The sequence below is a fragment of the Glycomyces niveus genome, from assembly GCF_017592475.1.
In the GTDB taxonomy this organism is placed as follows: Bacteria; Actinomycetota; Actinomycetes; order Mycobacteriales; family Micromonosporaceae; genus Glycomyces; species Glycomyces niveus.
Genome location: NZ_JAGFNP010000003.1, coordinates 192,235 through 203,968, shown reverse-complemented (window position 1 = coordinate 203,968; position 11,734 = coordinate 192,235). Strand labels below are relative to the sequence as shown.

Here is an 11,734-nt window from a genome sequence, read left to right as displayed (position 1 = left end):
AGGTGGACGATGGGCGACACCGAGACGCGCCAGAGCCTCCGGGCGGGCCGCGGCATCGTGACCGTCCTGGCGGTGCTCCCGCTGGTACTGGCGGGCTTCGTGGTCGGCTACGGGGTCGGCACCGGGGACCGCCCGGGCGTCGACGTCGACGAGGCCTGGCAGGACGGAGAGGGCGTCTTCGACCATGCGCCGCTGGCCGCTTCGTTCACGGCCACGCAGGTCAGCGGGTCCGCGCCGCAGTCGCCTTCGGTGCTGCCCGTGGGCTTCTCGGCCGACCTCGGCATCGCGGTGACGCACCTGCAGTTCGCCGTCGACGAGTCCACGGTCAGGCCCGACCACACTGCCGAGCTGCGACTGCCCGTCGCGGTGCCGCCCGACAGCGAGGGCATGACCGTCGAGGTCGCCTCCGTGCACCCGGTGGCCTGCCTGTGCTCGCTGACGGCCGCGACCGCCCCGCCGTACGGCACGGTATGGGACGCGGTCGAGATCGACAAGGGGGCAACGGAAGTGGTCCTCGACGTCACGGGCGCGATCAACGCGCCGGGCCGCTACGGCTTCGCCGTCACGACCCCCGACCGGAACGCCTACCTCGAGTTCGAGGGCGCCGAATACGGTTCGGGCCCGAACCTGCGCACCATCTCGGCCGTGCCGCCGGCGACCCCCGTCCCGCCGACCGTGCCCGTCCCGCTGCCCGACCCGACCAGTGTCCCGGCGGACCCGAGCCTGCCGCCGGACCCGACCGACACGCCGGGAACCGCCTCCCCGGACGCGCCGACCTCGGCCGACCCGAGCGCGTCCCCGAGCCCGACGCCTTCCGTGGACCCGAGTGCCGACCCGGCCCTCCCGGCCGCGGACCCGACCACGCCGCCGGGGCCGCCGCTCCAGCCCGAGTCGGGCCAGGTCGAGGACCAGCTGTCCGTTTGCGCCACAAGGGACAAGCTCATTCCGACCTGCGGCGCACTCGTAGGGGTCGCGCCCGCGGCGCACACGTCCCGGCAGAAGGAGCAGGCGCTCCTCGACTTCGAATCCAGAGTGGGCCAGACGCAGCAGATCTACCACGCGTACGAGCGCGGGAGCAACCGGCTTTTCCCGACGCCCGAGCAGATCGCGCTGACCGAGGACCCGCAGCATCCGCGGACGCTCTTCATCAACTGGAAGCCGCAGATGGCCGAATGGGGCGCGATAGCCGCGGGCGACCCGGAGACCGACGAGTACCTCGACAAGCTCGCCGAGCACTTGAAGGCGAACTTCCAGAAGCCGTTCTTCTTCACCGTCCACCATGAGCCGGAGAACGACGTGGACCCCGCTGCGGGATCCAATATGGAGGCGTCGGATTACGCGGCCATGTTCCGCTACGTCGTCGAGCGCCTGCGCGGGGCCGGAGTGGACAACCTCGTGACGGTCATGAACTACATGGGCTACCTGAAGTGGGTCGAGAAGCCCTGGCACGAGGACCTGTACCCGGGCGCGGACGTGGTCGACTGGATCGGCCTCTCCGGCTACGGCCAGTCCCTCCACGACGACGGGCACTCGGACTTCGGCGAGATCGTCGACCAGACCAAGGGCAAGAGCGCCTGGCCCGGCTTCTACCACTGGGTCGCGCGCGAGCACCCGGACAAGCCGATGATGCTCGCCGAATGGGGCGTCTTCCACGAGGAGCAGTACCCGGAGCACCAGAAGGCGGTCTTCCAGGCGGCCCGCTACCAGATGGCGCACTACCCGCGGCTGAAGGCGATCGTCTACTTCGAGTCGCCGGACGCCGAGGGCCGCAACTCCGAGGTGCACCAGCACGAGGACACGCTGGAGGCCTTCCAGGAGCTCATGCGCTCGCCGTACTTCGACGTGCAGCTCGAATACGAAATGAACCTCGAGTAACCCGCGACGCGACATGACACTCGTCACGATCCGGCCGGACCGCACCATTGCTCCGGCCGGATCGTCGTACCCGGCAGGGATGCTTGCCGCAGGCGCCGATCCACCCCCCGGGCGGGTAGCAGGCCCGCAGCGCTCGCGCCCCGTGTCGCGCGCCCCCGCGCCCGACCCGTTCAGCGCGTACGCCCGCCAGGCCGAACCGCCGCGCTGTCCGCTCAGTCCGCCGACGCGGGCGGCGCCTTCGGGTGGCGCTTGTACGGGGAGACGAAGCGGTCGCCGGGGATCCAGAACCGCCAGTTCGTGTCGGCCGCCTTCGTGATGCCGGTGCGCGGCCCGGCCGCGACCGCCGCCGCGCCCGTGCCCTGCATGACCGCGCCGACCATGTCGCGGCCGTCGTCCTCGCGGTCCCAGCCCATCGCCTGCGCGAGCCGCGCCGGACCGCGCGCGAGGTCCCGGTCCGGCACCTTCGCGCCGCGCCGCTCGCGCGCCGCCTCGACGCCGGCCACGACCTCACCGGCGCGCAGCAGCACCGCCGCGCCCGAGCCGTCGGGGCCGCACACCAGGTTCGCGCAGAAATGCATTCCGTAGGTGAAATAGACGTATAGGAAGCCGGGCGGGCCGAACATGACGGCGGTCCGCGCGGTCTCGCCGCGGAAGGAATGCGAAGCCGGGTCGTCCTCGCGGTAGGCCTCGACCTCAGTGAGCCGTACGGTCACGCCGTTCGCGGTCACCATGCAGCCCAGCAGCTCCGGGGCCACCTTGACCGAATCGCGCGCGAAGAACGCGCGCTGGAGCGCAGCGCTCACGCGCACCCGGTCGGCGCTTCGGCGGACGCCGGAATCTTCGCCGCGATCACCGTGGAGAGGTCGTTCAAGACGTCGACCGGCTGCTCGTTCGCCTCCGGCACGCTCACGCCGACCGGCACCTGCCGGTCGAGCGTCGTCCACTCCAGGCCCGCCTCGTCCGAGTACCAGCAGACCCCGTTGAGCTTGTAGACCAGCGCCGTGTCCTCGACCGCCACGGGTTCGACCCCGCAGGTCGCCACCGCCGCCGGGTCGCCGTACGCCATGACCGACTCCGCCGCGCCCGCGCCGCCCTCGACCGGCCGCGCCTGCAGGCCGCCCGCCTTCTCCGGCACGGTCGCCGTGAGCGCCAGGCAGATCACCGCGTCCTCTTCGCTCAGCGAGGGCGCCTCGACCGACACCGGCGACAGGTCCTCGTGCTCCGGCTCCGCCTCGGGCGCGATCGCGTTGAACACCAGCACACCGGCGACGACCGCCACGGGCACCGCCACGACGGTCGCCACGACCGCCGGAAGCCGCGACTTCTTCTCGGAACCCACCGCGCTCCTCAGGCGTTGAGAATCGAACAGGTCAACGTGCGGGTAATGCCCGCCACCCGCTGGACTCTACTCACCACGAGCGCCCGCAGATGGTCCGCGGAGGCGGCCTCGGTGAGCACGACCACGTCGTACGGGCCGGTCACGATGTCGACCCGGACCGCGCCCTCGAGCGCCGAAACGGCCTCGGCGACCTGGTCGGCCATGCCGACCTCGGTCTGAACCAGGATGTACGCCTGCACCATGCGGCAGTCCCCCTCAGGAGCAAGGGCGGAACGGGATCGTGAGGCCCGACCCGACACGGGCGGGCCTGACCGCTTCGCGAACGCCCTTGAGCGAAGATTACCCAGTCATCCAGCGACCTTCAAATGCCGAGGAATGAGCCCCACGTGAGTGAGACCGTCGCCGAGGTCGGCGAGTTCCGCCTCATCGAGCGCTTCACGCGCCACTTCGCGACCACCCCCGCCGTCGTCCTCGGCCCCGGCGACGACGCCGCCGTCGTCACCGCCCCCGACGGCCGCGTGGTCGCCTGCACCGACATGCTCGTCGAAGGCAACCACTTCCGCCGCGACTGGTGCTCCGCCGCCGACGTCGGGCACAAGGCCGCCGCCGCGAACTTCGCCGACATCGCCGCCATGGGCGCCCGCCCCACCGCGCTCCTCGCCGCCGTCGCCGCCCCGCAGGACCTGCCCGCCGAATGGCTCGAAGGGCTCGCCTCGGGCCTCGCCGCCGAAGCCGCCGCAGTCGGCGCGGCCGTCATCGGCGGCGACACCACCCGCGGCGACCTCCTCACCGTCACCGTCACCGCCCTCGGCGACCTCGAAGGCCGCGAACCGGTCACGCGGTCCGGAGCCCGGCCCGGCGACGTGCTCGCGCTGGCCGGCCGGATCGGCTGGGCCGCCGCCGGCCTCAACGTGCTCTCCCGCGGCTTCCGATCCCCGGGCGCGCTCGTCGGCGCCTACCGTCGGCCGCAGCCGCCGTACCCGGCCGGACGTGACGCCGCCCTCATGGGCGCGCACGCCATGATCGACGTCTCCGACGGGCTCCTCGCCGACGTCGGCCACATCGCCGACGACTCCGGCGTCGCCATCGACGTCGACACCGCCGCCCTCCCGGTACCCGAGCCGATGCGCAACGCCGCCGAAGCCCTCGGCGCCGACGCCCGCAACTGGCTCCTCAGCGGCGGCGAAGACCACGCGCTCGCGGCGGTCTTCCCACCCGACGTGCTCCTCCCCGAAGGCTGGCGCCGCATCGGCACCGTGAGCGAAGGCGCCGGCGTCACGGTCGACGGCCACCGCTGGACCGGCCCGACGGGCTGGGAGCACTTCACGAAGGAGTTAGGAGAGCGGCGGGCGAGAGGCTTCGCCTTGTCGCCGCCCCCGCGCTACCGGCGAAGTGAGCGGTAGAACGAGCGCGTGCGGGCGCGAGGCACGGTAAGGCCGGCGGCGCGGCGGGCGGACCACCAGCCCTGGGTGGGTAGGTCCAGCGTCCCCGCCCGGTCGGACAGAACGGCACCCGATCGAGTCGTGATGTCGCCGCAATCACGGCCGGTACTTGTCGCGGCAGCGCCGCAATCGCAGGCGCTGCTTGCCTCGGTAACGCCGCGCGGTGGTCCGAACGCATCCGATTCCGGGTACGACAAAGCGCCGCCGGGGCGGTGCCCCGGCGGCGTAAGACTTCGCGGCGTCAGCCCTTAGCGGGTGACCTTGCCGGCCTTGATGCACGAAGTGCAGACCTTGGCGCGGCGCTTGTTGTCACCGGAGCCAGTCGCGATGCGGATGGTCTGCAGGTTCGGGTTCCAACGACGACGGGTCTTCTTGTGGGACCACGGGACGTTGTTGCCGAAGCCCGGGCGCTTGGCGCAGACTTCACACACGCTCGACATAATCCAAAACTCCTGCATTGACGTTCATTCGGCCCACCCCGACGGCGGGCAACCCGGTAATTCTAACGGACCCGGCGGAGCACCGGCCATCCAGGTGGCGGGACCTGCGCCACAGCCCCCGGAGGCCTCGCCCCCGGCAGCCGGGACGGCCCTAGTACGGGTCCGGTCCTCCCCGGGCGGAACACCTGCGCCGCAATCGGACCCAAGCCCGGATCGCGTCGGTTCGTCGGTCCTCCCAGGACGATCCGCGGCGGCGCTGCGCTGTGGCGGCTGCCGCGGTCGGCTACCGTTGGTGACTCTAGGATGGGTTCAGATCCCGTAGGCTGGCCGCATACACATGATGTGCCGATGCCCATATCTTCTTTGGTGAGTCGAACATGAGCCACACCCCGCAGCAGCCTGCCGACGGCTGGCAGCCGCCGCAGCAACAGCCCCCGGTGTACCGACCGAACGAGCAGCCTCCGCAGGAGGAGCAGGCGCCCTGGTCGCCGGAGAGTCAGCGCATGGCGCAGTCGGGCCGGCAGGGCGTCCCGGTCGAAGAGGACGGGACCGTCAAGTACGTCGGCGGACCCGGCCAGCCGCCGCCCCAGCAGTACGGCCCGCCCCCGGGAGTCCCCGTCTCCCCGTTCGACGCGCCGCAGCAGCAGGCCTTCCAGGGCATGCCCCCGCAGCCGCAGCAGCCGTTCCAGGCGTCCCCGCCGCCGCCCTCGGTCTCCGACCCGTTCGGGCCCTCCGGCGGCATGCCCGTCTCGGGCATGCCGGTCTCCGGGATGCCCCCCGTGTCGTCGATCCCCGCCTCAGGCATGCCGGTCTCGGGGATGCCCGTCTCGTCCCCGGTCGGCCAGCCCCCGTTCGGCGGCCAGTTCGGCCCCCAGGGCGGCCAGCTCGTGCCCGTCTCGGGCGGCGGCGCACAGCCGTGGGGCGCGCCCGACACGATCCAGCGCAAGAACAAGAAGAAGGGCGGCAAGGGCCCGATGTGGCTCATCGTCGCCGGGATCGTGGTCATCGCGCTGGCTCTCGGCGTCGGCGGCTTCATCCTCTTCAACCCGCTCGACAACGGCAACGGGACCGAAGGCACGATCGAGAGCAGCCAGGCCGTCGAGAGCCAGTCGCCCGACCCGACCGCCGGGAACGTCGTCGCCGACGAGGCCTCCGGACTGAGCATCCTCGCCGCCGAAGGCTCCACCGAGGCGGCCAACCCGCCCGGCGGGTTCACGACGCCGACCGGCCTCGTCCTGGGCGGCTCCGGCCCGACGGTGTTCTTCGGCGCGCTCGACCCGGCCGCGATCGGCGCCGGCCCCGACGTGCCGCTGCCCGACATCGCCACCAACCTGCAGAACCTGGCCGCGACCTGGGCCGGCGGCGCCGCCGAAGGCGCCCAGATCGTCCAGTACCGGGTCGACGCCCGCTCGGCGCAGTTCAGCACCTTCACGGTCGGCGACCTGACGGTGATGACCGCGATCATCGAGAACGGGGACGGCTACGTCGGCTTCGCCGGGTCGGCCTCCGCCGACCAGGTCGAGGCCCTGGAGGCGGCCCGCGGCAGCCTCAGTTTCGGCTCATAGCCCGAGGCTCCGACACGCCAAGGCATCGACCGGCCCGCGCGCGAGAGCGCGCGGGCCGGTCCCTTTTCCGGCGTCCGAACCCCCGCAACGGCCCCGCGAGGGCGTATCCTCTGAGCCCGTGGTGGAAATCCCTGAAACCGGACGACAGCTTCTCGACGCCGACATCATGCGCGAGTGGGCCGCACGCGCCATCGACACGCTGACCCGCCACCGGCGCAGCGTCGACGAGCTCAACGTCTTCCCCGTCGCCGACTCCGACACGGCCACGAACATGGTCGCGACCCTGCAGGCCGCGTTCCAGGGCGGCACGCCCGGGCTCGCCCTCGAACCGCTCCTCGACGAGGCCGCCGGGCGCGCGCTCCTCTCGGCCCGCGGCAACTCCGGCGTGATCCTCGCCCAGATGCTCCGCGGCCTCGCCGACGTCTGGAACAGCGACGAGATCGACGCCAAGGGCTTCGCCGCCGGGCTGCGCGCCGCGACCGACGCCGCCACCGCGGCCGTCGCCGTCCCCACCGCCGGGACCATCCTGACCGTCGCCGAGGCCGCGGCCTCGGCCGCCGGGAAGGCCGCGCCGTTCGGCCTCGTCTCGGCCTCTCGCGCGGCCGCCGAGGCCGCCTCGGAAGCCGTCGCGGCCACTCCCGGGCAGCTGCCGGCGCTCGCCCGCGCCGGGGTTGTGGACGCCGGGGGGCTCGCGCTCACCGTGATCCTCGAAGCGCTCGTCGAGACGCTCACCGGCTCGGTCTCGACCGGCGCGCTCGACCTCCTCGAACGCCACCGCGTGCGCACCGTCTCCGAAGTCGAGGAGGTCCCGCGAGAGACCGGCTCGGAGGTCTACGGCTACGAGGTCCAGTACCTCCTCGAGGCGAACGCGGCGGCCGCCGCCGACCTGCGCCACCGCCTCACCGCGCTCGGCGACTCGGTGGTCATCATCGGCTCGCGCGCCGCCAAGGACGTCACCACGTTCAACGTCCACGTGCACGTCAACGACATCGGCGCGGCCATCGAGGCCGGGATCGAGCGCGGCCGCGTCCACCGCATCTCCGTGACCCGCTTCGACGACACCCTCGGCGGACACCACGCGAGCGCCCGCATGCACGCCGTCCCCGCGCGCCACCACTCGCCCCCGGTCGCCGAGGAGCCGGAACGCGCGCTCGTCGTCATCACCGCGGCCGCGAGCATGCGCGCCTTCCTGCAGGGCGAGGGCTGCCGAACGGCGACCGCCGCGACCGTCGGCGCCGAGCTCGCCGCCGCGTTCGACGGCGGCGCCGCGAGCGTCGTCGTGCTCACCGGCCCCGACGCCGACCGCGCCGTCCACCGCGCCGTCGAGTCCGCCCGGAACGAAGGCCGCCAGGCCGCCTCGATCCCCGCCGCGACCGTCGTCCAAGCGGCCGCCGCCGTCGCCGTCCACGATCCCGAGCGGGAGTTCGACGACGACGTCACCGCCATGGCCGAGGCGGTCAAGGCCTGCCGCATGGGCGAAGTCCGCAAGGGCGACAAGGGCTTCGCCGTCGTCATCCGCGACCTCGTCAAGAACGCGGCGACCGACCCGGTCGAGGCCGCCCGCGACCTCGCCGATCGCCTCTGCGCCGACGGCGCCGAACTCCTCACCGTCCTGCCCGGCGCCGGTTCGAACGCCGGAATTGTCACAGCCTTGAGCGATCATGTCCGGGAGGCGTGGCCGCTGGTGGAGATCCAGCAGCTGCCCGCCGGAGACGACGAACCGCTGCTGCTGCTAGGAGCCGAATGACCATTGGGCTGGACACCCGGCTGCGCGAGGTCCTGGGCAAGAAGACCTGGGAAGCGCTCAAGGACGGCCTCGGCCTCGAGACCGTCGGGGACCTCATCGGCCACTACCCCTTCCGCTACGCCCAGCGCGGCGAGCGCACCGACCTCGGCGCGCTCGAGATCGGCGAGGACGTCACCGTCGCCGCGCAGGTGCGCGCCGCCGTCCAGAAATCCTTCGTCCCCAAAGGACGCGGGCGCGGCGCCAGGCCCGGCGGCAAGCCCCGCGACCTCCTCGAAGTGATCGTCGCCGACGAGGCCGGGCGCACCCTCACCCTCACGTTCTTCAACCAGGCCTGGCGCGCCAAGGAACTCGTCGCCGGACGCTGGGGCCTCTTCGCGGGCAAGGTCGCCCAGTTCCGCGGCCGCCTCCAGCTCAACTCGCCGCAGTACCAGCTCCTCGCCGAGGACGCCGCCGACCCCGGCAGCGCCATCCAGGAGTTCGCCGGAACCCTCATCCCCGTCTACCCCGCCACGGCCGAGCTCCCGTCCTGGAACATCGCCAAGGCCATCCACACCGTCCTCGACCTGGTCCCGACCCCGCCCGACCCGTTCCCGCGCGCCCTGCGCGAGGATCTGAAGCTCCTCGGCTACGGCACTGCGCTGCGCCAGATCCACCGCCCCGAGTCCCATGAGGCCCTCGGCGCGGCCAAGAAGCGCCTCAAATGGCAAGAGGCCCTGGTCATGCAGGCCGTGCTCGTGCGCCGCAAAGCCGAAGCCGCAGGGGACGCCGCCACCGCCTACGCGCGCGGCGGCGCTCTCCTCGACGCCTTCGACGCGCGGCTCCCCTTCGCGCTCACCGAGGGCCAGCGCCAGGTCGGCGACGAGATCGCCGCCGAACTCGCCGGCGAGCACCCCATGCACCGGCTCCTCCAAGGCGACGTCGGCTCCGGCAAGACTCTCGTCGCCCTGCGCGCCATGCTCCAGGTCGTCGCCCACGGCGGCCAGGCCGCGCTCCTCGCCCCCACCGAAGTCCTCGCCGCCCAGCACCACCGGTCGATCGTCGACATGCTCGGCGACCTCGCTCAAGGCGGCGAGCTCGGCGCCCCTCCGGAGGCGACCCGCGTCGCCCTCCTCACCGGATCCGCGACCGCCGCGCAGCGCCGCACCGTGCTCGACGAGGTCAAGACCAACGCGGCCGGGATCGTCATCGGCACGCACGCCCTCCTCTACGACGGCGTCGACTTCGCCGACCTCGGCTTCGTCGTCGTCGACGAGCAGCACCGCTTCGGCGTCGAGCAGCGGGATGCTTTGCGCGCCAAGGCGAAGCGCACCCCGCACACGCTCGTCATGACCGCCACGCCGATCCCGCGCACCGTCGCCATGACCGTCTACGGCGACCTCGAGACCAGTCGCCTCACCGAGCTTCCGGCCGGCCGCACACCCATCGCCACGCATGTGGTGCCCTATACGGACCAGCGGTGGATGACCCGCACCTGGAACCGCGTCCGCGAGGAGGTCGCCGCGGGGCGCCAGGCCTACGTCGTCTGTCCCCGCGTCGGGGGAGAAGACGCCGAAGACAACGGCGGCAACGGAGACAAGCGCCCGCCGCTCGCGGTCGTCGACGTGATCGAGTACCTGCGCGGCGGCCCGCTCCAGGGCCTCAGCCTCGGCCTGCTGCACGGCCGCCTCGACGCCGACGAGAAGGACCGTGTGATGCGCGCCTACGCGGCGGGCGAGATCGACGTGCTCGTGGCGACCACGGTCATCGAAGTGGGCGTCAACGTGCCCAACGCGACCGCGATGGTCGTGCTCGACGCCGAACGCTTCGGCATCTCCCAGCTCCACCAGCTCCGCGGCCGCGTCGGCCGCGGCGCCCACCCGGGCCTGTGCCTGCTCGTGAGCGAAGCCGCCGAGGGCACGTCGTCGCGTGAACGCCTCGACGCCGTCGCCTCCACCACCGACGGGTTCGCGCTGGCCGAGCTCGACCTGGAGCAGCGCCGCGAAGGCGACGTGCTCGGCGCGGCCCAGTCGGGCATGAAGTCGCACGTGAAGCTCTTGTCGCTGCTCAAGGACGCGGACATCATCGAGGCGGCCCGCGCCGAAGCGACCGCGCTCATCGCCGCGGACCCGCAGCTCAAGGGCGAACCGGGCCTGGCCGAACTCGTCGACGACCTCGCGGCCGACCGCGGCGAGTTCCTGGAGAAGGGCTGAGAGCCGGCCGGGGACCGGCAGGCTGCGGGTTGCGCTGGGGCCGATTATTGTTGGGGCAAATGACTAGGATCATCGCCGGCAGCTTCAAGGGCCGCCGCCTCGCCACGCCCCCGGGGGACCGCACCCGGCCGACCTCCGACCGGGTCCGCGAAGCGCTGTTCAACTCGCTCGCCCCCGGCGGCGACCTCGACGGACTGCGATTCGCCGACCTCTACGCCGGGTCCGGCGCGGTCGGGCTCGAAGCGCTCTCGCGCGGCGCCTCCGCGGCGCTGTTCGTCGAGTCGCACGCGCTCACCGCGAAGCTCCTGCGCAAGAACATCGCCGATCTCGGCGTCACCGGCGCGGACGTGATCTGCGCCCCTGTCGAGAAGGCCCTGCAGACCGCCCCGAGCGAGCCGTACGACATCGTCTTCGCCGACCCGCCGTACGCCGTCACCGACCACGCCATCGCGGAAGTGCTGGAAGCGCTGGTCGGATACGGCTGGCTCGCCGAGGACGCCGACGTGGTGGTCGAACGCGGCGGGAAGGACGCCTCCGTCCCGTGGCCGCGCGAGATCGCAGAAGACCGCGTCCGCCGTTACGGCACGACGGCCCTTTGCTACGGTCACGCCCTGTGAAACCTGAAGCCCGAATCGCCGCCTGCTCCGGGTCATTCGATCCGGTGACCTACGGTCATCTCGACATCTTCGGACGCGCCGCCCAGCTGTACGATGAAGTCTGGGTCGCGGTCTTCCACAACGCCTCCAAGAACGCGCTCTTCAGCGTCGAGGAACGGGTGGAGCTCCTTCGCGAGACCACCGCGGACATTCCCAATGTCCGCATCGCGTCCTTCCAGGGACTCGTCGTCGACTTCTGCAAGGAGCACGGCGCCGGGGTGCTCGTCCGAGGCGTGCGCGCGGCCTCCGACTTCGACTACGAACTTCAGATGGCCCAGATGAACTACGGGTTGGCGGGGATCGAGACGGTCTTCATCCCGACCAACCCCCTCTACTCCTTCCTGTCGTCCTCGATGGTCAAGGACGTTACGAAATGGGGCGGCGACGTCTCATCGCACGTCCCTGAAATCGTCCAATCGCGACTTATCGAGCGCTTGCGACAGGAATAGCCACACTTTCCACCCTCATCCGGGACAATGTC

Annotated in this window: 10 protein-coding genes and 1 pseudogene; 7 read left to right on the top strand and 4 right to left on the bottom strand. The window is 72.0% G+C overall.

The genetic code is table 11. The annotated features are described in order from the left end of the window. Positions 1-9: 9 nt before the first annotated feature. Positions 10-1,875, top strand: coding sequence for a glycoside hydrolase family 26 protein (locus J5V16_RS06675; RefSeq protein ID WP_208495304.1), 1,866 nt, complete (start codon positions 10-12; stop codon positions 1,873-1,875). 212 nt (positions 1,876-2,087) lie between these two features. On the opposite strand, the gene J5V16_RS06670 is transcribed toward J5V16_RS06675, so the two are convergent. The 3 genes from J5V16_RS06670 to J5V16_RS06660 are packed head-to-tail and all read right to left on the bottom strand — an operon-like array spanning position 2,088 to position 3,456. Beyond that, on the bottom strand, positions 2,088-2,678 hold the full coding sequence (locus J5V16_RS06670) for a DNA-3-methyladenine glycosylase (protein ID WP_307792889.1): 591 nt from the start codon (positions 2,676-2,678) through the stop codon (positions 2,088-2,090). Continuing rightward, positions 2,675-3,214 (bottom strand): DUF3515 family protein, encoded by a 540-nt coding sequence (locus tag J5V16_RS06665; RefSeq protein ID WP_208495302.1) that lies wholly within the window; start codon positions 3,212-3,214, stop codon positions 2,675-2,677. Before J5V16_RS06665 ends, J5V16_RS06670 begins: the two co-directional genes overlap by 4 nt. Positions 3,215-3,222: 8 nt before the next feature. After that, complete coding sequence (locus J5V16_RS06660) at positions 3,223-3,456, bottom strand: Lrp/AsnC ligand binding domain-containing protein (RefSeq protein ID WP_208495301.1); 234 nt, start codon at positions 3,454-3,456, stop codon at positions 3,223-3,225. A 144-nt stretch (positions 3,457-3,600) separates the two neighbouring features. Between J5V16_RS06660 and J5V16_RS06655 the strand changes: the two are divergent. Further along, positions 3,601-4,539 (top strand): annotated as a pseudogene (locus J5V16_RS06655) (thiamine-phosphate kinase); the annotation flags it as partial. Between the two features lie 365 nt (positions 4,540-4,904). On the opposite strand, the gene rpmB reads toward J5V16_RS06655, so the two are convergent. After that, a complete protein-coding gene (gene rpmB, locus J5V16_RS06650) occupies positions 4,905-5,096 on the bottom strand; it encodes a 50S ribosomal protein L28 (protein WP_030157716.1) in 192 nt (63 codons plus the stop codon). A 377-nt stretch (positions 5,097-5,473) separates the two neighbouring features. Between rpmB and J5V16_RS06645 the strand changes: the two genes are divergently transcribed. From J5V16_RS06645 to coaD, 5 genes are all read left to right on the top strand, one after another. Continuing rightward, on the top strand, positions 5,474-6,661 hold the full coding sequence (locus J5V16_RS06645; protein ID WP_208495299.1) for a hypothetical protein: 1,188 nt from the start codon (positions 5,474-5,476) through the stop codon (positions 6,659-6,661). Positions 6,662-6,779: 118 nt separating this feature from the next. After that, positions 6,780-8,408, top strand: a complete 1,629-nt coding sequence (locus tag J5V16_RS06640; RefSeq protein ID WP_208495298.1) for a DAK2 domain-containing protein — start codon at positions 6,780-6,782, stop codon at positions 8,406-8,408. Then, positions 8,405-10,597 carry an ATP-dependent DNA helicase RecG gene (recG, locus tag J5V16_RS06635; protein ID WP_208495297.1) on the top strand — a complete coding sequence of 731 codons (2,193 nt, stop codon included), beginning with the start codon at positions 8,405-8,407 and terminating at the stop codon, positions 10,595-10,597. The genes J5V16_RS06640 and recG overlap by 4 nt, the downstream gene beginning before the upstream one ends. Positions 10,598-10,656: 59 nt before the next feature. Further along, the gene (rsmD, locus tag J5V16_RS06630) at positions 10,657-11,214 is read left to right on the top strand and encodes a 16S rRNA (guanine(966)-N(2))-methyltransferase RsmD (protein ID WP_208495296.1); all 558 of its coding nucleotides are present in this window, start codon (positions 10,657-10,659) and stop codon (positions 11,212-11,214) included. Then, complete coding sequence (gene coaD / locus J5V16_RS06625) at positions 11,211-11,702, top strand: pantetheine-phosphate adenylyltransferase (RefSeq protein ID WP_208495295.1); 492 nt, start codon at positions 11,211-11,213, stop codon at positions 11,700-11,702. The genes rsmD and coaD overlap by 4 nt, the downstream gene beginning before the upstream one ends. Positions 11,703-11,734: the final 32 nt, after the last annotated feature.